19 protein-coding genes are annotated in these 17,584 nt (G+C 58.0%); 11 read left to right on the forward strand and 8 right to left on the reverse strand.

Annotation, left to right across the window (positions count from 1 at the left end; all coding sequences use genetic code 11):
• Positions 1-17: 17 nt before the first annotated feature.
• Positions 18-839 (forward strand): NRDE family protein, encoded by an 822-nt coding sequence (locus ACNAZS_RS04185; RefSeq protein ID WP_415786438.1) that lies wholly within the window; start codon positions 18-20, stop codon positions 837-839.
• Positions 840-886: 47 nt separating this feature from the next.
• Here the strand turns inward: ACNAZS_RS04185 and ACNAZS_RS04190 are convergent, their stop codons facing one another.
• Both ACNAZS_RS04190 and arfB read right to left on the reverse strand, forming a co-directional pair.
• Positions 887-1,948: an ankyrin repeat domain-containing protein gene (locus tag ACNAZS_RS04190; protein ID WP_415786440.1), complete on the reverse strand. Its 1,062-nt coding sequence runs from the start codon at positions 1,946-1,948 to the stop codon at positions 887-889.
• A gap of 162 nt (positions 1,949-2,110) precedes the next feature.
• Positions 2,111-2,527 carry an alternative ribosome rescue aminoacyl-tRNA hydrolase ArfB gene (gene arfB / locus ACNAZS_RS04195; RefSeq protein ID WP_415786442.1) on the reverse strand — a complete coding sequence of 139 codons (417 nt, stop codon included), beginning with the start codon at positions 2,525-2,527 and terminating at the stop codon, positions 2,111-2,113.
• A gap of 175 nt (positions 2,528-2,702) precedes the next feature.
• Between arfB and queE the strand changes: the two genes are divergently transcribed.
• Positions 2,703-3,335 (forward strand): 7-carboxy-7-deazaguanine synthase, encoded by a 633-nt coding sequence (gene queE / locus ACNAZS_RS04200; RefSeq protein WP_415786444.1) that lies wholly within the window; start codon positions 2,703-2,705, stop codon positions 3,333-3,335.
• Between the two features lie 31 nt (positions 3,336-3,366).
• The gene (gene queD, locus ACNAZS_RS04205; RefSeq protein ID WP_415786446.1) at positions 3,367-3,810 is read left to right on the forward strand and encodes a 6-carboxytetrahydropterin synthase QueD; all 444 of its coding nucleotides are present in this window, start codon (positions 3,367-3,369) and stop codon (positions 3,808-3,810) included.
• A gap of 96 nt (positions 3,811-3,906) precedes the next feature.
• Here the strand turns inward: queD and ACNAZS_RS04210 are convergent, their stop codons facing one another.
• Complete coding sequence (locus ACNAZS_RS04210) at positions 3,907-4,992, reverse strand: TRAP transporter substrate-binding protein (RefSeq protein WP_415786448.1); 1,086 nt, start codon at positions 4,990-4,992, stop codon at positions 3,907-3,909.
• Between the two features lie 13 nt (positions 4,993-5,005).
• Positions 5,006-5,794, reverse strand: coding sequence for an aldolase (locus tag ACNAZS_RS04215; RefSeq protein ID WP_415786450.1), 789 nt, complete (start codon positions 5,792-5,794; stop codon positions 5,006-5,008).
• A gap of 267 nt (positions 5,795-6,061) precedes the next feature.
• Between ACNAZS_RS04215 and ACNAZS_RS04220 the strand changes: the two genes are divergently transcribed.
• The 6 genes from ACNAZS_RS04220 to ACNAZS_RS04245 all read left to right on the forward strand — a co-directional run bounded on the left by ACNAZS_RS04220 (position 6,062) and on the right by ACNAZS_RS04245 (position 11,902).
• Complete coding sequence (locus tag ACNAZS_RS04220; protein WP_415786452.1) at positions 6,062-6,658, forward strand: helix-turn-helix domain-containing protein; 597 nt, start codon at positions 6,062-6,064, stop codon at positions 6,656-6,658.
• 140 nt (positions 6,659-6,798) lie between these two features.
• Positions 6,799-7,275, forward strand: a complete 477-nt coding sequence (locus ACNAZS_RS04225) for a MarR family winged helix-turn-helix transcriptional regulator (protein ID WP_415786454.1) — start codon at positions 6,799-6,801, stop codon at positions 7,273-7,275.
• A complete protein-coding gene (locus ACNAZS_RS04230) occupies positions 7,272-9,326 on the forward strand; it encodes an FUSC family protein (RefSeq protein WP_415786456.1) in 2,055 nt (684 codons plus the stop codon). Before ACNAZS_RS04225 ends, ACNAZS_RS04230 begins: the two co-directional genes overlap by 4 nt.
• Entirely contained in the window at positions 9,323-9,535 is a 213-nt protein-coding gene (locus ACNAZS_RS04235) for a DUF1656 domain-containing protein (RefSeq protein ID WP_415786458.1), read from the forward strand. Before ACNAZS_RS04230 ends, ACNAZS_RS04235 begins: the two co-directional genes overlap by 4 nt.
• Before the next feature lie 4 nt (positions 9,536-9,539).
• Positions 9,540-10,418, forward strand: coding sequence for an efflux RND transporter periplasmic adaptor subunit (locus ACNAZS_RS04240; protein ID WP_415786460.1), 879 nt, complete (start codon positions 9,540-9,542; stop codon positions 10,416-10,418).
• A complete protein-coding gene (locus ACNAZS_RS04245; protein WP_415787067.1) occupies positions 10,418-11,902 on the forward strand; it encodes an efflux transporter outer membrane subunit in 1,485 nt (494 codons plus the stop codon). Before ACNAZS_RS04240 ends, ACNAZS_RS04245 begins: the two co-directional genes overlap by 1 nt.
• A 35-nt stretch (positions 11,903-11,937) precedes the next feature.
• Here the strand turns inward: ACNAZS_RS04245 and ACNAZS_RS04250 are convergent, their stop codons facing one another.
• The 3 genes from ACNAZS_RS04250 to ACNAZS_RS04260 are packed head-to-tail and all read right to left on the reverse strand — an operon-like array spanning position 11,938 to position 14,608.
• A complete protein-coding gene (locus ACNAZS_RS04250) occupies positions 11,938-12,795 on the reverse strand; it encodes an amidohydrolase family protein (RefSeq protein ID WP_415786462.1) in 858 nt (285 codons plus the stop codon).
• A 23-nt stretch (positions 12,796-12,818) separates the two neighbouring features.
• Positions 12,819-13,643, reverse strand: a complete 825-nt coding sequence (locus ACNAZS_RS04255) for an alpha/beta fold hydrolase (protein WP_415786464.1) — start codon at positions 13,641-13,643, stop codon at positions 12,819-12,821.
• Positions 13,640-14,608: a Bug family tripartite tricarboxylate transporter substrate binding protein gene (locus tag ACNAZS_RS04260; protein ID WP_415786466.1), complete on the reverse strand. Its 969-nt coding sequence runs from the start codon at positions 14,606-14,608 to the stop codon at positions 13,640-13,642. Before ACNAZS_RS04260 ends, ACNAZS_RS04255 begins: the two co-directional genes overlap by 4 nt.
• A 150-nt stretch (positions 14,609-14,758) precedes the next feature.
• Between ACNAZS_RS04260 and ACNAZS_RS04265 the strand changes: the two genes are divergently transcribed.
• Together ACNAZS_RS04265 and ACNAZS_RS04270 are read left to right on the forward strand one after the other, a co-directional pair.
• Positions 14,759-15,475 carry a GntR family transcriptional regulator gene (locus tag ACNAZS_RS04265; RefSeq protein ID WP_415786468.1) on the forward strand — a complete coding sequence of 239 codons (717 nt, stop codon included), beginning with the start codon at positions 14,759-14,761 and terminating at the stop codon, positions 15,473-15,475.
• 73 nt (positions 15,476-15,548) lie between these two features.
• Positions 15,549-16,784, forward strand: a complete 1,236-nt coding sequence (locus tag ACNAZS_RS04270) for a PrpF domain-containing protein (RefSeq protein ID WP_415786470.1) — start codon at positions 15,549-15,551, stop codon at positions 16,782-16,784.
• A gap of 15 nt (positions 16,785-16,799) precedes the next feature.
• On the opposite strand, the gene ypfH is transcribed toward ACNAZS_RS04270, so the two are convergent.
• Positions 16,800-17,504 (reverse strand): esterase, encoded by a 705-nt coding sequence (gene ypfH, locus ACNAZS_RS04275; protein ID WP_415786472.1) that lies wholly within the window; start codon positions 17,502-17,504, stop codon positions 16,800-16,802.
• Positions 17,505-17,584 lie beyond the last annotated feature (80 nt).

Genomic DNA, 17,584 nt, shown 5'->3' on the forward strand with positions numbered 1-17,584 from the left:
CCAGACCGATTGCCCCCATGTGCCTCGCCGTCCTCGCTTTACACCATCTTTCCGGTGTTCCCGTCCTGATTGCGGCCAACCGCGATGAGTTTCATGAGCGTCCCACCCAGGCGGCGGCCGTCTGGCCGGGCGGCAAGCCCCAACTCTATGCGGGGCGAGATCTTCGCGCCGGCGGCACCTGGATGGGCGTGGACGAGCGAGGCCGTTACGCCCTCGTCACCAATTTTCGTGATCCGCAAAATCTGCTGACCGATGCCCCGTCGCGGGGCGCACTGGTCGAGGCCTATCTGCGCGGCGACGCCCGTCCGGCGGACTATCTCGCAGACGTGCATACCCGCGCGGCGCGCTACAACGGTTTCAACCTGATCGTGGGCGACACGGCCAGCGCCGGCTACCTGAGCAATTACGATGGCGCGCCCCGCGCACTGCCGCCCGGCATCTACGCACTGTCGAATCACTTGCTGGATACGCCCTGGCCCAAGCTCATGCGCCTGAAGGCCGGATTCGAACGCGTCTTGCAAGCCTCGCCACAGCCCAATTTACCTGCCCTCTACGAGGCCCTGGCCGATAGCACGCCCGCGGCGGACGACGAGCTGCCCCACACCGGCATCCCGCTCGAACGAGAACGCCTGCTCAGCAGTCCCTTTATCGTCAGTCCCAACTACGGCACGCGCGCATCAAGCGTGCTGGCCCTGCACGCCGATGGCCGTGGCGAACTGCATGAACGCCGCTTTAGTCCCGAGGGTGTGGTGATAGGGGATAGTGACTTGGCGTTTGCATGGCAACGTGCCACGCTGGAGGCGTCCGAAAGAACGGCGGCGCATGATCGGCTGAAATGATGCGGTACCTGCGGCCCCCTGGCAGGGGCCGCGTCAGCGGGGATCAATTAGGTGTTCGACGCGTCGATACTCGGGGTTTTATCCCCCAGTCCGTTACCGTCCGTTGCGCGTTGGAGCCGACCTATTTCATCAGCGCCAACCCTCTTTCCCAATTCGCCGATCGCTTTCTCATCCATTGACAGGAGATCAGCGCCAGCGTGGACCAGTTGTTTCGCAATATCCGCGTTTCCGTCGACAGTCGCATAATACAGAGCGGTACGGCCCCGATTATCTTTCATATCGATATCGATACCTTCTTTTTGCATGTGCTCAATCAGGAAACGCACGGCTTCCGCGTTACCTGACCGGGATGCCAGCACTATCGGCGCGCGACCCTTATGGTTCTGCGCACTTAGGTCAGCCCCTTCCGTGTAAAGCGAGTAGGCAACACGTCTACTAAAAGCCGGCTGGCTCGCCATCAGACCCAAGGCCGTGTCTCCAGCTTTGTTGGCCAGCGTGACATTCACTTTTCCGCTGTCAAGCAGCGCCCTTGCCGTCATCTCGGCTTTCAAGAAATCGTCGCTGCCGCTCTCCTTCATATTCATAACGGCAAGCATCAGCGCGGTGTTCCCGTCTTTATTTTGTACATCCACACTCGAAATGGCCCCCGCACCCGCGCCCAACAGGGATCGGACCAGCTCCACAATGCCGCTCAAGACCGCCCACATGAGCGCGGTACATCCTGTGGCGTCTACCTTCTGCATATCCGCACCACCCGATAATAGTGCCCGGACGAGACTGTCGCTGCCTTGCTTGGCCGCAAGCATCGACGGCGTAAACCCCTCGCTATTTGGGGTATCGATCTCGGACGGGATTATTTTCAGTAACTCCGGCACCATGCGTACAAGGTTCTTCTTCACGGCTTCGCACAGTGGCGGAGTTTCTCGCTGTTTCAGCGCCGCGATCACCTCATCGGGGAACTTTTTAAACAACTCATTGAGGTCGCTCGCACTATTATTAAACAGCTCCGATATAGCGTCGTTTATTTTCTCCGCTATCTCCTGATTTTGCTGATCACTGAACCCTACAACATAGTTGTAGGCGGCTCGAACGGGATTGAAACTCGTCATGACGATCTCTATTTAAAGTGTGATAGTCATCGTAGGTAACACCGCATAGGGTTTCGTTCCCGTTCGCCCGCCGGGGCGCGGCGAACTGCTTGAACGCCGCTTTGATCACGAGGGTGTGGCGATATGTGACTTGGCGTTTGCCTGGCAAGCACGAGCGAACGCTCAGCCGTCCGTCACTTTTCCCCGCAAACGCTTGACCTCCCCATGCTGCACCTTTCCTTGCACGCGGCGGCGCTGCGACGCGCGGGTGGGCCGTGTCGGCCGCCGCAGCTTGACGGGTTGCGCTACCGTACGCACCATTTCCGCCAGTCGCTCCAGGGCCTCGGCGCGGTTTTTTTCCTGACTGCGAAACGCCTGCGCCTTGATCACGATAATGCCGTCTTTGGACACCCGTCTGTCGGCCAGCTCACACAACGCGTCTTTAATGTGATCGGGCAAGCTGGACGCGCGCACATCAAATCGCAGATGCACCGCGCTGGATACCTTGTTGACGTTCTGTCCGCCCGCGCCCTGCGCGCGAATCATGCCGAACTCGATATCGCGTTCGTCCAGATAGAGGTCGTCTTGAATGTGATACATAGCTGAATCGCCTGTTTACGCCAGGCCGCTAAAGCGCTTCAATGCCTGAAAACTTTGTGAATTATGCTTCACAATCCCTCGCCAAACCGGTTACCGAGGCTCATTTTTTCCCCTAACACCGCTAACCCGTAAAATGACGGGTTTACCTAGTCGATTCGACACTGTCGCCCCCCGCATGACCTATTCCGCCAAAGAAATCTTCAAAACCCTGCAAGGCGAAGGCGCCCAAGCAGGCCGCGCCGCTGTATTCTGCCGATTTGCGGGATGCAATTTATGGTCGGGCCGTGAGGCAGACCGAGCGAGCGCCGCCTGTACATTCTGTGATACCGATTTTATCGGGACGAATGGATCGGGTGGAGGCAAATTTGCCACGGCGACCCTGCTGGCGGACACCATCGCGGCGACCTGGGGACCCGGCACCCAGGACCGCTATGTCGTCTTCACGGGTGGCGAGCCGCTGCTGCAACTCGACACCGAATTACTGCAAGCGGTGCATGCGCACGGATTCACCGTCGCCATCGAAACCAATGGCACGCTGCCCCCGCCCCCGGGCATTGACTGGATCTGCGTCAGCCCCAAGGGTACGGCGCCGGTCGTCATCGAACACGGCCACGAGCTCAAGCTGGTCTATCCGCAAACCAATGCCCTGCCCGAGACCTACTCACACCTGGATTTTGAGCACTTTTTCCTGCAACCCATGGACGGGCCAGCGCGCGTGGCCAACACCGAACAAGCCGTACAGTACTGTCTGCAGCATCCGCAATGGCGGCTCAGTCTGCAAACGCATAAATACATAGGCATCCCCTGATGAAGACCCCTCACGCCCTGCGAGGTTTGCGATGATCTCCGTGACTCGCAAGCTGGAATTCGATGCCGGGCATCGCATCCCCGATCATCGCAGCCAATGCCGCAATCTGCACGGGCATCGTTATGTGCTCGAGCTCACCCTGACCGGCGATGTTGTCGATGCCCCCGGCGCATCGGATAACGGCATGGTGATGGATTTTTCCGAGATCAAATCGATCGCCAAGCAGCATATCGTCGACCCGTGGGATCACGCTTTTCTGGTGTATCGCGACGACACAGCCGTGCGCGGATTTCTGGATACGTTACCCAACCACAAAACCGTGGTGCTGGATTGCATCCCTACGGCAGAAAACCTGGCACGCGTTATTTTTCAGACACTGGCGCCACACTACCACGGCCATTACGGCACACAATTGCGCCTGGCGCGTGTGCGCTTGTATGAAACGCCCAATTGCTGGGCGGATTTTGAGAGCTAAAGCGACCCTTTTGAGCTGAGGCCGCGCGTCAGATCAGGCAAGGGCCGAGTCCGCCATTGGGTTGCAGGCTTATCAGCCCGCCCCATGGTGCTTCTCTCAGAGTCCGTTTTCGCGCGTAGCCATCAGATAGTTTTCGGCGGCGCCATCATTGACGCTGTTCCATAGCAGCTGATCCGCGCGAAAGGCTCGCCATGATGCGAGTATCTTGGCGAACGACGGGCTTTTTGCCGCGTAGTCCTCCAGCACTTGCTTGGTGGCGCTCTGCATCGCATGCATGACTTCGGGTGGCCAGGCTTTCAGTTTGACACCCTGCCCCACCAGGCGCTTGAGGGCCACGATATTGTTTGCATCGTATTTGGCCAGCAAATCATCTGCGGCGGTCGCGCACGCGGCACGTAATGCCTCTTGATAGCGCGGGGGCAATTTCGCCCAGCTATCTTGGTTGATCGTCAAACTCAGGCTTGCCCCGAGCTCTAAAACACCGGGGCCGTAGTAGTAGCTGGCCACCTTGGAGAACCCCAGTTTCTCGTCGTCATAGGGCCCGACAAACTCGACAGCATCCAGTGCGCCTTTTTCCAGCGAAGGGTAGATGTCGCTGCCCGCCACTTGCTGAGGGATGGCGCCGAGCTTTTCGTACACCATACTCAGCAGTCCGGGGGTGCGAATCCGTAGCCCTTTCAAATCGTCTATCGACTTGATCTCCTTGCGAAACCACCCGCCCATCTGTGCCCCGGTGTTACCGCAAGGAATCGACAGCGCATTAAATCGGGCATACAGATCGTCCATCAATGCCCCGCCGCCGCCATGCAGCAGCCATGCCGTATGCTGGCGCGGCGTCAACCCAAACGGCACGCCGGTATCAAAAACGAGTGCGGGTTCTTTACCCAAATAATAAAAACCCGCTGTATGCCCACACTCTGTCGTGCCGTTTTGCACCGCGTCCAGGACTTGCAGCGGCGGCACTAATTCTCCCGCGGAAAACGGTCGGATCGTAAACTTGCCGTCGGTCAATACCGACACGCGTTCAGTCAGGTACTCGGCCGCGCCCCATACCGTATCCAGGGACCGCGGAAAACTACTGGGCATGCGCCAATTAATGGTGGGCGCCTCTTGCGCGACGACGGGCGCGGATAGCAGGGCCCCACCCGCTCCTGCCAAAGTAAGGAAACGGCGGCGTTGCATGGCAAAGCTCCTTTCAATCGATACAGTCAGGCGCCTCGCGTAATGCGCGGCGGGCAAAGTAAGAGAACGTCAGTTCCAGAATCTTGGGCTTGACCAGGAAATCATGTGACTCGCGCGCTAATTCACTGGGGACGGGATTAACCGGCCCAATGGCTCGCGCACGCAACTGCAACGCCGCCACCTGCTCTAGCCATATCGCCATGACCGTGGCTTCCTCAACGGATTTACCCGCGGTCAGCATGCCGTGATTGGCCAGCAAAATGGCCCGCTTGTTGCCCAACGCGGCTGAAATGATTTCGCCTTCGTCATCGCCAATCGGCAAGCCGGGCCACTGCGCCAAATAGGCACAATCGTCAAAAAACGGTGTGGCATCCATATGCGCCACCACCAACGGCTCGCCCACCATCGACAAGGCCGACACGGCGGGAGGATGCGTATGCACAATGCACTGCACTTCGGGACGATGCCTGTAAATCCAGGCATGAAAACGATTTGCCGGATTGGGCAGCGATTTGCCATCCAGCGCATTGATGTCTTCGTCGATCAAAATCAGTTCGCTGGCACGCGCTTCGTCAGCGCCGATACCAAAAGGCAGCGTCCAGATCGTGCCCGGCTCGTCGCCTCGCGCGGTGATCTGGCCCGCCAGGCCGCCGTGCCAGTGCCCCTGTGCGGCCAGCATCCGGCAGGCTAGCGCCATTTTCTGCGCAGAGGTCCAGTTCGTGGTCGAAGCCGCCCGCTCATCGATCTCGCGATCGACACGGTTGCGCAGGGCTTCTTTATCTTGCGAAGCGTAATTTGACATCGTGATACCCATTTTCTATCGCTATATCTGCAGATTGCAGCCGTCCTGAAAATCGGCCCACACGCCTGCAGCGTAATACGTTTCGGCAAGCTGCTTCTCTTGCCTTGTTTTTGCCCATTGGACAACATGTTGCCCAAAGTACAAATAATTGCCCGCTTAGGCAACAGGGAAAAACCCTCAGGCGTGCCCTGTGGTCCCATTCAAACTGTGAGGCCCTTCAAAAAGTGGCATCATCCGGTTTTCGTCCGTGATATCCGCTGTCTGTCCATGCGATCCAAACAACCACCTTTAGCCCCCCAGACGCTCGATGCCCAACAAGTCGGCCTGCGCATACGGGCGACGCGCCGCAAACATAAATTGACGTTGACCGCGCTATCGGCGCAAACCGGCCTGGACAAGGGTTTTCTTTCACGGCTGGAGCGAGGCGAGAAATTCGGCTCAGTCGGTACGCTGCATACCGTGGCGGCTGCGCTCGGGACGCCACTTTCCGCCCTGCTGGGCGAAGCCGATCCAAAAGACGAAATCCATATCGTGCGCGCGGGCGAACGACACCGGCTCAGTTCATCAGACAACGAGCCAGGTGAACATGCCTATGAAGCCATCACGACGGGCGCAAACAACAGCGGTCTATCCGTCATGGTGGTCGAAGTCGGTACCCATGGCGAACGGACCGTGGCCCATCATGGCGGCGATGAGTTGATCTTCGTGCTCGAGGGCCGTGTGCGGGTGCATTTTGGCGAGCACACGGTATTGCTGGAGCGCGACGATAGCGTGCGCTTTCCGGGTTATCTGCCACATAGCCTATGTGCCGAGGGCCGCAAAAAGGCCCGTGCACTCATCATCATCGCCAGCGATCAAGCCTGAGCCGCTGTCTGATGATTGCGTAGTCGATGACCGCGATATCCACCCCGTACACCACGTTTCACTGACGGGTTGACGATGCCAATCCCTGAAAGTCGTTACCCATATTGATAGGATGCTATTAAATAGCTTACAATCGATCTATGCCTTCACATTCTGATTTCGATCTCATGGCCACCACAGCGAGCCTGATGGTGCTGTCTCGCGCTTACCGTAGCGCGGCCGATGATGCGCTGTCTGAATACGGCCTGTCGCAGGCGACGGCCTGGCCTGTCATCTTCGTCGGCCGTCTGGGCGATGGCGTACGCCAGGGCGCGCTGGCCGAGGCGCTCGGCGTCGAAGGCCCTTCACTGGTTCGCGTGCTGGATCACCTCGTTTCATCAGGCTTGATCGAACGCCGCGAGGCCCCCGGTGATCGCCGCGCTCGCACGATCCACTTGACGCCAGATGGACATGCCCTGCGCGAGACAGTCGAGGGGGTGCTGATCAAACTACGCCGCAAAATTTTCAAAGACATCAACCACGACGATCTGCAGGCTTGCATGCGGGTCTTCAACACCCTCAAAACATCGTTGGGCCGTCATGACGCAGTCCCTCTTCAAGAAGACCCACGGCCATGAAGTTTCCTGATGGCAACGAGATTCTTTTCTCGCTCAAGTGCTACATAGGCGCCATTACGGCGCTTTATCTTTCGTACTCCATCGGATTGTCCCGCCCATTCTGGGCGATGACGACAGCTTATGTCGTGGCTCAGCCGTGGGCCGGCGCCGTGCGGTCCAAGGCCGTTTTCCGGCTGGGCGGCACTTTTTTTGGCAGCGCCGTCGTGGTGTATCTGGTGCCGCGCCTCGCTAACCAGCCGGTATTAATGGTGCTGGCCATGTCGCTCTGGATCGGCGTGTGCCTGTATATCTCGGTGCTGGACCGTACGCCGCGCTCGTATCTGTTCATGTTGGCAGGCTATACCGCCGCCATGATCGGCTTTCCAAGCGTGACGTCTCCCATGACAGTGTTCGATACGGCTTTGGCCCGGGTCGAGGAAATTTCTTTAGGCATTGTGTGTGCCACGCTGGCACATAGTTTGATTTTCCCGCGCGGGATTGCCGGCCCCTTGATGGCACGTTTAGATGCCACCATGCGTGATGCGCGCAACTGGGTCCACGATATTCTGACCAATCGCGAGACCGTGTCGCGCGGCAAAGAGCGCCGCGTCCTGGCCGAGGATCTGTCCCAACTGCGTATGCTCGCCACTCATGTGCCATTCGATACGGGCAATATCCGTTGGACGTCGAGCGCGGTGCGCGCGATGCAAGACCAAATCGCCGCCTTGACGCCGCTAGTGTCGGCAGTCGATGACCGCTTGCACGCGCTGCAAAAGGACGGGCGCTCGTTGCCGGAGACCGTCGAGACTATTTTGCGAGATATCGCGGCGTGGATCGATGCCGGGCCCAAGGCCGAACGCACGCAAGCTCACACACTGCGCGAGGCGTTGACAGAGCTGGCCCCCGAGATCAACCCTGCCGCCGATTGGCATGGTGTGCTGATGGTCAGTCTGGTCAATCGTTTACGTGAGCTGGTCGACGGCTATGATCGCTGTCTGGCGCTGCGGCATGACATTCGTGATGGCCTGGCGGGTACGCCGCGCCAATCCGGCCGCCCTGCCCGCTTGAGGTTCGGCGCTGTCATGCACCGTGATCATGGTTTGGCATTATGGTCGGCGCTGGCCGCTGGCCTGGCCGTATCAATCTGCTGCGTTTTCTGGATTCAAACATCGTGGACGAACGGCTCGACGGCCGTCATGATGGCTGCGATTTTCAGCAGTTTTTTCGCCGCGCAGGACAACCCCCTGCCCGGCATCATGCAGTTTCTGACTTACACCGTTTACTCGATACCGATCTCAGCGCTGTATTTACTGGGAATCTTGCCAGCGGTGCACTCATTTGAAATGCTGGTGCTGACCATGGCGCCTGTTTCTCTGGTGCTTGGCGTATTGATTGCCCGTCCGGCTTATACCCTTAAGGCCATGGCATTGCTATTTGGCTTTCTGGGCACGCTCGCGCTGCACGATACGAACACGGCTGATCTGGTGTCGTTTATCGACACGATGACTGCGCAAATCATAGGTGTGACAACGGCGGCCATCACTGCCGCGATCTTTCGCACGATGAGTGCGGACCACAGCGCGCGCCGAATCCAAGCCGCCAACTGGAAAGAGCTGGCGGCGCTGGCGGGTGCCAGCCAAGTCCCGTCACGCTCGGACTATGCGTCCCGGATGTTGGACCGTATCGGCATGCTGCAGCCTCGCTTGTCTCTCGCCAAACGAGCCGATGATCATTTGGCCGATGACGCATTGAAAGACTTGCGCGTGGGCAACGATATTGCCGAGCTGCAACGCGCGCGCCGTATTTTTCCCGCCATCGACGCCACGGTACGCCCGGTATTGAAAGGCTTGGCGGATTTTTTCCGGCAACGCGCGACACAGCAACGCAAGCCCTCCGATTTTCCTAACTTGCTCGAGAACATTGACCGAGCCTTGGCCCGCGCCACAGCATCGCCCGGCACCTTGGTGGCACGTGAACGCGCCGTCGTGGCGCTGGTCGGAATCCGGCGTGCCTTGTTCCCCGAAGCCCCTGACTATCAATCCGGTATTTTGCTGCCGGTCCATGCATCATGATCGGCGAATTTAATCTTTACGGCATTTATTTCCCTTGGCCATTGGTGCTGGGGATGATCACGCTAGGTGTGGCCTGGGCCGTACGGCGTGTGTTGGCGCGCATCGGTTTTTATCGAATCGTCTGGCACCCGGCCCTGTTCGATGTGGCGCTCTATGTCGTCCTGTTGTACGGCGTGTATCTGATTTCACCTTATATCTTTAAGAAGTAGCATCATGAAAATCCTCAATTCACCGCGCCTTCGTCGTATCGGCAAGTTTGCCGTGACGGTGCTGGCCGTGTGCGCGGCCATCTATGCAGGCTGGCAGTTATGGGTCCACTACGAAATCGACCCGTGGACACGTGATGGCCGCGTCAAGGCATACGTTGTGCAGGTCGCGCCCGATGTGTCCGGCCTGGTCACCGCCGTCCCTGTTCATGATAATCAAGACATCAAAAAAGGCGATGTTCTGTTTCAAATCGATCGCGCCCGTTTCCAATTAGCGTTGGATCAGGGCAAGGCCGCCGTACGCGCACAGCAGGTGGCCCGGGATCAGGCCGCGCGAGACGTCAAGCGTAATCGCTCGCTCGGCAAATTGGTCGCGACCGAGGACGTCGAACAAAGTCAGGCGCGTCTGCAACAATCTGAAGCCGCATTGGCCGAGGCCGAGGTCCAACTCAATACGGCCAAGCTGAATCTGGAGCGTAGCCGCGTGGTGGCCATGGTCGACGGGCGTGTCACCAATTTGGATTTGCGCGCGGGATCTTATGCGACCGCCGGCCGTGGCGTCATGGCGCTCGTGGATGCCAACTCGTTTTACATCGAAGGCTATTTCGAGGAAAACAAACTGGTGCACATCCACGAAGGCGACTCCGCCACCGTCACGCTGATGGGGGAATCCCGTCAGATCAACGGCCACGTGGAAAGCATCTCAATGGGTATTGCGGACCGCGATCGCAGCTTGGGGGAAAACTTGCTGCCCAACGTGAATCCCAATTTTAATTGGGTACGTCTCGCGCAGCGCATCCCCGTGCGCATCCGTATTGACAAGGTGCCTGATGGCGTCCGTTTGGTGGCGGGCCAAACCGCAACCGTGGAGGTTCATTCGAAATGATTGCCTCTCGCGTTTTAAGCCCGCTAGCGCTAGCCATCACCCTCGTGGTGGCGGGCTGCGCGGCGGTCGGCCCGGATTACAAAGCCCCCGCGGACGCCGCGGTGAATCGCCCTGACGCCGCGGGCGATTTTCAACAGTCTCATGAAGCGGTTTTCCAGCAAAACAGCGTGCCCGGTACATGGTGGCAGCTGTACCAAGACCCGACACTGGACGCGTTGATCGGTCAGGCCCTGCAGGCCAATACCAGTTTACGCATGGCGACGGCCAATCTGGAACGCGCGCAGGCCGTGACCCAAGAAGCCCGTGGCGCACAACAGCCCACTATCGGGGTGAACGCCTCGCCGACCTATGGGCATACGTCGGGAGTGTCGGTATTGTCGCCAGACACCCGGCCGATGAACCGTTGGTCGTATTCGGGTGGCATCAGCATTGGTTATCAACTCGATTTGTTTGGCCAGATCCGCCGTGCTATCGAGGCCGCCGAGGGAGATGAGCAATCCGCTCAGGCCGCCTATGATGCCACGCGCGTCACTGTCGCGGCGGAAACGGCGCGTGCGTATGCCGATATCTGCTCGGCTGGTATGCAGTTGGCCTCGGCGCGTCATTCGGTGAATGTGCAGCGCGATTCGCTGGATGCGGTGGAACGCCTGCAGCAAGCCGGCCGTGGCACCGCGCTGGATGTCACGCGCGCGCGCAGCCAGCTGCAACAGTTGCAGGCGAATCTGCCACCCTTTGAGGCAAGTCAACGCACCGCGCTGTATCGCCTGGCCGCGTTGACCGGCCGCACACCGGCGGAAATGCCGACGACGCTGTTGTCATGTGACAAGCCACCTCGGTTGACCGAAACGATCCCGGTCGGAGATGGCGCCGCGCTGTTGCGCCGCCGTCCCGATATTCGCCAGGCGGAACGCACGCTGGCGGCCTCGACGGCGCGTATCGGTGTGGCCACGGCGTCGTTGTATCCCACGATTTCGTTGGGACTGTCTGGGGCATCGGGCGGGCCTGCGACGATTTTTGGGGAACGCGGCACGTATAGCTGGAGCGTCGGCCCGCTGATTTCCTGGACCGTGCCCAACACGGGTGTGGCACAGGCGCAGATTGCTCAGGCCAAGGCCGTGGCGAGTTCCGCCCTGGCCAGCTTTGATCAAACGGTGTTGAACGCCTTGCGTGAAACCGAGAGTGCGCTGGTATCGTATGCACGGCAGCTCGACAGGAATGCGGCACTGGAAGAGGCGCGCAACCAAAGCGCGATCGCGGCCAAGCAGGCCGAGCAGTTATTCCATGCGGGTAAAACGGATTATCTGAACGTGCTGGATGCGCAGCGTACGCTCGCCACGGATGAAAGCGCGCTGGCCGCCTCGCAGGCGGCGTTGAGCGGTAACCAGATCGATTTGTTCCTGGCGTTGGGTGGTGGGTGGCAGGATCAGCCGGAGACCGGCCAAGCGATAGGCAAAATGCCTATCGCCCAGCCAGCACACCGCTAAACGAAAGAGGCTTAGGCACTTGCATTTGACGGATGTTATGCCAGTCTCGTTCCTGGTCGATATAGTTCGTAAGCGTTATCCCATAGCGCCTTGCGGGCATTTTCTTTCCCCAAGACACGACGGACCAGATCGAGATCCGTGGAGTGGAAAGGTCGCTTCGCTCTGGTCGACGGCAGGTCTGTACCAAACATCAATGCATTGGGATTCCGCTGTGCAATGCGTTCAAGAGCCATCGGCACATTCATGCTAACGCGGCCGAATCCCGTTGCTTTGATCTTGGCGCCCGCATCGACCAGATCTAGCAAGACCGGCACTCCCTCCTCTGTCATCCCCAAATGATCGATGACGATCTGAGGCAGTTTTGCCAATTGTGGTAAATGGGATCGCATTTTGGCTGCGTCCAGATAGAGCTCGGCGTGCCATCCAGCAATGTCGTAGACGCGCTGTGCGAAGGTGACCACTTCACTCATGCTATCGACTTTTCCCCGATACAAATTAAATCGTACAGCACGTACCCCAGCGCCCCTCAGGTGTCGAATTTCTGCATCGGAAATATCCGACGGTACTTGTGCAACACCGACCCAATCGGGCCCTAGCTGCTTCAAAGTGGAAACCAGATAAGTCTGATCGAATCCCTGAAACGAGCCCGACACCACAGCGCCTGCTGCGACATTCAGCGAAGCCACATCAGCGCGATACTGAGGGATTGTGTAATGCGGCGGAACGTAGCCCTGATTGGGTACGAGCGGAAACCGAGGATCGATGATGTGGCAGTGCGCATCAAAAACCCGTTGTTTTTCATTTGATACGTGCGCACATCCAAGCAACGTACCGCCAGCCGCTACCGCACCAAGGCCAGCAACGGTAGTCAAGAACCCCCGACGATCAATCATGTGGTCTCCTCCTGGTTTATTTCTTAGCCACGCAGTATGGTGGCGTGTATTGCCAAAGCCACTTCTTCTGGGCATTCAATGGGTGTGTAATGCCGCCGCTTTGGCAGGATGGTCAATTTGGCTTGCGTTAATAGACTGACCAGCTCCCTCGCCATGGCCACTGGAGTGGCATAGTCTTCCTCTCCTACGACTACCGAAACAGGCCCTGTGTACTGTGATAAGCGATGCCGCTCATCAGCGCGGCCTAACATCCGACACGTCTCGGCATAGGCATCGGCGTCGTTCACCAGAAAGACTCTCACGGCTTCCTGGACGAGGTCTGGTTCTTGTTCGGCAAACGCCTCCGAAAACCAGCGGCTGACCTGAAATGGCACCATGGCCTGAAAGCCCTCTTGTCGAGGCCGCAACGCTCTCTCATCCCAGACAAGATGCGCGTTTTCGCCATAACATGCCGTCGAATCGATAATCGTCATGCTGGCGACCCGCTCGGGATGCCGTCCCGCAAATGCCAATGCGACCGTCCCCCCCATCGAACATCCGATCAGATGCACTTTTTGCGCATGCAGATGGTCCAACACGTCACCAATGTCTTTCGCAAAGCGCTCAGTGGTATAGGGCCCCGCCGCGCGGTCTGATTCCCCATGGCCTCGACAATCGATCGCATAAAGCGACGCATCCACGTTCAATTGCTGTGCAACACGACGCCACATTTCTCCGGTCATGGCAAGCGCGTGTATAAAAAGTATGGGAATCGTCGCACCACCGGTGCGCAGGGTATGTACGGCAATCCGACAACCGTCCTCCACAACGACCCGATCACACTCTCCGCCGACAATGGGGTGAATCATTCTGCGCGCGCCCCCGACTTCGTGACCTGCTCCTTCCAGAAGGCCAGGTCTTCGACCATCTTCTGTTCCAACTCGGTCGGTGTACTTGTCCGGACCAGGAAGCCTCCTTCCGCGAGTTGCTTCTTCAATTGCGGTGAAGCGAGTATCTGTTTGATGTCCGATGCGATCTTTGTACGAATCTCTAGAGGCGTGCCTTGCGGCGCCATCATGCCAAACCACGTGTCGACCTCATAGCCTTTGATCGTCTCGCCTACAGTTGAAACATCGGGCAGGATCTCAAGCCGTTCTTTCGATGTCACGGCAATAGGATGCACTCTGCCGCTGCGTATGAACGGCAGCGTCGCAGGAAGGCCAGTCGACACCAACTGTATTTGGCCACCCAATAGATCCGTCAACGCAGGGCTACCGCCGCGATACGGAATATGCGACAGTTGATTAGCCCCCTCTCGCCGCATCAACTCCGCCGCCAGATGGCCAGGTGTTCCGTTGCCGGCCGTGCCGTAGTTCAACGGTTGCGTCGACTTGACCACATCAGACATGGTTTTGATTGACGACTGGGAGTTACTCACCAATACCTGTGGTGTTGTGGCCACCAAGGCTACGCCAGCAATATCGCGAATCGCATCGAATGGGGGGTCAGAATAGAGCAAGGGATTGGTCAATACACCATCGCCCCAGAACAATAGCGTGTAGCCATCAGGTTTCGCCTTGATCACGGCCTGCGCCCCAAGGTTGCCGCCAGCACCCGAGCGATTGTCGATCACGACCGGCTGCTTCCAGACTTTCCCGAGCCCGACAGCGAGCTGACGCGCAATGACATCGAAGCTACCTCCGGGTGCAAAGGGGACGACTACCGTTACCGTCTTTTCCGGAAATCCGGACTGAGCATGCGCCGGGAGCGCCGTAAAGAATGAGGCGCAAGCCAATGTCCCGAGCATGGCCCGTCGTTTAACACAGTCAATCATTGTTATTCCTGTATGGGTAGTAATGGATAAATCGTCTCGCCAATTCAACTTCTATACAGGAGTATAGATATACACAAGTATTTAGGCATAGGTGTGTTACACTTTTTTGAGACACACCGACTGCAGCATGCTCTGCACTGAGAAAGGCCCATGATCGATCCTCGCCTGCCCCTGCATATCCAAATTCGTGACAAGCTGATGGGCCGTATCGCCGATCGCGTATGGAAATCAGGAGAAGCGCTACCCGGCGAAGACCGGCTCGCAGAGGAGTTTTCCGTTTCGGTCGGCACCATGCGCAAAGTCATTCAAGGATTGGTGCATGAGGGTGTGCTTGAACGAAAGCAAGGCAAAGGGACCTTCATCACCAGCGCCTATGAACGCAATTCAATGTTGCGCTTTGTTCGATTCACGAATCCAAGCCAGAGCCGAATACCCCGCGCCAAAATCCTGACGTTGACGGTGCAAGAGGCTGATGCGCAGATTGCCGAAAAACTTGATATCAAAACCGGAGCAAAGACTATTTATATGCACCGGATACGGCTGGATGAGGACGAGGTGATTCTGGCGGAACATATATGGCTTTCCCATAAGCTGTTTTCCAAGCTCATCGCCCACCTTCAGAAAGAGTCGCCTCCCCTGCTCTATCCCGTCTATGACGAAATCTGCGGCGTTCGCGCAGTCCGCGCACTAGATGAGCTCGCAATGGACCACATGCCCGACACTGACGCAGCGTTGTTCAATATTCCTGCCGGGTCGGCATGCATGCGCATTCAACGTGCCATGCGTGACCTCAACGGCGACGTGATTGAATGGCGCATCTCTTATGTGCCAAGTGACCGGTTTCACTATACGGTCGAGATCCGTTGACCCGTCCATACTCGAGAGCTTCTGCAAAACGTCTTCCGCTCGAGCAACGCCCCATTAGGTGCAGGCCATTCAAATGACAACTGACCCGATCCTGTTACTCGATAGACCTCGACTCCAGACTGCTACCGGCATCGTTGAATTTCCGGTACATCACATGCGAGGTGGAACCTCCACTGGCCTGGTCATTTGGAACGCCTTTGCGCCAAAAGATGAAGCGCTGCGCGAGGAACTGCTCAGGCATCTCATGGGGGTTCCCTTATCTGGGTCCCTATCCGCCAATCGGCAGATTACGGGCCTGGGACGAGGCCCCGCGACCAGCAACAAAGTCTTCTTCGTCAGCCTGGAGCAGTCCAACGGCCGTCAACGGCTAGTCAGCACATTGGCGCAGTTGGCAGCCACACATTCGCGGATCGACTGGAGCGTCAATTGCGGCAACATGAGTTCTGCACTGCCATTATGGCTGCTGGACAGTGGCCTTGTCGCGCTTGCCGATGTCGATGACGAACTGGAGATCCGCAATACGAATACCGGCGTGATCTCCACGGGGCGGCTCTTAAGAGATGAAAGTGGAGCACTCGTCCATACCGAAATTCCTGGGGTATATGGGCAATATCCGTCTGTTGACTTGTTCTTGCATGAGCCCGTCGGATCGAAAACAGGCAGACTATTGCCGACTGGCAGCCCTGTCAATGTCATAGATGGTATTCCAGTCTCGTGCGTCGATGTTGCGGTACCCATGGTCATCATCAAGGCAAGCGGCCTAGGAAAAACCGCACACGAATCCATTGACGAGTTGGAGAGCGATCCCACTTTCATGGCGCGATTGCGGCATGTCTGGATTCAAGCTGGCATGCTGATGCAGTTGCGTCGCCGCGACGGCACTCTGATGAGTGAGACAGACATCGCGGCTAGCGAAACCATTCCCAAAGTATGCATCGTCGGATCACCAGCGAATGGCGGCACCTTGTCGACGAGGTACTTCACTCCTCAGACGGGGCATGCTTCGATGGCCGTATCAGGAGGCTGTTGCTTGGCCGCAGCCTGCTTGATTAAAGGCAGCGTGGCCGCCGAAGTCGCAACAGGCTTACCAACGGTAGCGGATCAAACTTGCAATGCCGTGATCAGCATCGAAAATCCGGCTGGCACGCTCGATGCCACCGTTGTCGCACAACGTGATGGTAAAACGCTAAAAATCTCGAAAGTCGCATACAGAAGGTCAGCACAAGTCCTGCTTAAGGGCCATGTCCCCCTCTATCGGGCCACCGACGCATTGCGCGATGCGCTTCTTCAACTCGCATTAGACGCCTGACTCAAGCATGACGAATCAATGCAGCGTCTCGCCTTTTGACGGCGCCTGATTCAACCCCAGCGCGGCTTCCCAACTGCGCAGCGGGACACAGGTTTGCAGGCGTTCGATCGCACACTGCACCAAGGCCGGATGCAACTCGTGCCCGACGTGATTCGCTACGTCGATGGTGCAATCGCCATGCAGAGAGTCAAGCCAGGCCTGTGCGGTTTGCGCATACGTCACATTCATCACCGTATCATTCGCCCCGTGCAACAGGTGGATGGTGGTGTATTGCGGCGGTACTTTGGGTAACCGCGCATAGCGGCCCGAAAATGCCAGAACACGCCCGGCCAGACCATCATGCGCTTGTACCGCCTCGAGCGCCATGATCGCGCCCTGGGAAAAACCGGCTAATGCGGTGTCGGACTGTAATAGGCCAAACCTGGCCTGTGCCGCCCGCACGTAATCGACTAGCGGCGGCAATGCCTGGGCCACCCGCTCGGCGCGGTTGTCTTCGTCGACGCCGCGCACCGAGAACCATTGACGCCCATTTCCTCCGCCGTCATAGCGTTCAAAACCCGCCGGCGCCAGAATCGCGGAGGCCGGAAACGCTGTACGCAATGCCTGAATCAGCGACGCCAGCGTGTGCGGTGTGCCGCCCACGCCGTGCAGCAGGATAAAGAGTTGCTTGATCTCGGTGCCCTCGTCGGGCAGAAATTCAAGGGTGGCAAGGTCTGTCATCGGGGACTCCGGCATATCGGGGCGCAATCGTACCCCCAAATCGTCATTGTAAATCCCCATCCAAAATACTGTATATTTGT

Source organism: Bordetella tumulicola, assembly GCF_965138755.1.
In the GTDB taxonomy this organism is placed as follows: domain Bacteria; phylum Pseudomonadota; class Gammaproteobacteria; order Burkholderiales; family Burkholderiaceae_B; genus Bordetella_A; species Bordetella_A tumulicola.

What these genes read in the sequence shown, in the direction of transcription:
- ACNAZS_RS04250 (WP_415786462.1), bottom strand. Translation starts at nt 12,795, where the DNA reads ATGATTGATCGTCGGGGGTTCTTGACTACCGTTGCTGGCCTTGGTGCG.
- ACNAZS_RS04185 (WP_415786438.1), top strand. Translation starts at nt 18, where the DNA reads ATGTGCCTCGCCGTCCTCGCTTTACACCATCTTTCCGGTGTTCCCGTC.
- ACNAZS_RS04255 (WP_415786464.1), bottom strand. Translation starts at nt 13,643, where the DNA reads ATGATTCACCCCATTGTCGGCGGAGAGTGTGATCGGGTCGTTGTGGAG.
- ACNAZS_RS04210 (WP_415786448.1), bottom strand. Translation starts at nt 4,992, where the DNA reads ATGCAACGCCGCCGTTTCCTTACTTTGGCAGGAGCGGGTGGGGCCCTG.
- queD (WP_415786446.1), top strand. Translation starts at nt 3,367, where the DNA reads ATGATCTCCGTGACTCGCAAGCTGGAATTCGATGCCGGGCATCGCATC.
- ACNAZS_RS04230 (WP_415786456.1), top strand. Translation starts at nt 7,272, where the DNA reads ATGAAGTTTCCTGATGGCAACGAGATTCTTTTCTCGCTCAAGTGCTAC.
- ACNAZS_RS04265 (WP_415786468.1), top strand. Translation starts at nt 14,759, where the DNA reads ATGATCGATCCTCGCCTGCCCCTGCATATCCAAATTCGTGACAAGCTG.
- ACNAZS_RS04190 (WP_415786440.1), bottom strand. Translation starts at nt 1,948, where the DNA reads ATGACGAGTTTCAATCCCGTTCGAGCCGCCTACAACTATGTTGTAGGG.
- ACNAZS_RS04225 (WP_415786454.1), top strand. Translation starts at nt 6,799, where the DNA reads ATGCCTTCACATTCTGATTTCGATCTCATGGCCACCACAGCGAGCCTG.
- ACNAZS_RS04215 (WP_415786450.1), bottom strand. Translation starts at nt 5,794, where the DNA reads ATGTCAAATTACGCTTCGCAAGATAAAGAAGCCCTGCGCAACCGTGTC.
- ACNAZS_RS04260 (WP_415786466.1), bottom strand. Translation starts at nt 14,608, where the DNA reads ATGATTGACTGTGTTAAACGACGGGCCATGCTCGGGACATTGGCTTGC.
- ACNAZS_RS04235 (WP_415786458.1), top strand. Translation starts at nt 9,323, where the DNA reads ATGATCGGCGAATTTAATCTTTACGGCATTTATTTCCCTTGGCCATTG.
- ypfH (WP_415786472.1), bottom strand. Translation starts at nt 17,504, where the DNA reads ATGACAGACCTTGCCACCCTTGAATTTCTGCCCGACGAGGGCACCGAG.
- ACNAZS_RS04220 (WP_415786452.1), top strand. Translation starts at nt 6,062, where the DNA reads ATGCGATCCAAACAACCACCTTTAGCCCCCCAGACGCTCGATGCCCAA.
- ACNAZS_RS04270 (WP_415786470.1), top strand. Translation starts at nt 15,549, where the DNA reads ATGACAACTGACCCGATCCTGTTACTCGATAGACCTCGACTCCAGACT.
- queE (WP_415786444.1), top strand. Translation starts at nt 2,703, where the DNA reads ATGACCTATTCCGCCAAAGAAATCTTCAAAACCCTGCAAGGCGAAGGC.
- arfB (WP_415786442.1), bottom strand. Translation starts at nt 2,527, where the DNA reads ATGTATCACATTCAAGACGACCTCTATCTGGACGAACGCGATATCGAG.
- ACNAZS_RS04240 (WP_415786460.1), top strand. Translation starts at nt 9,540, where the DNA reads ATGAAAATCCTCAATTCACCGCGCCTTCGTCGTATCGGCAAGTTTGCC.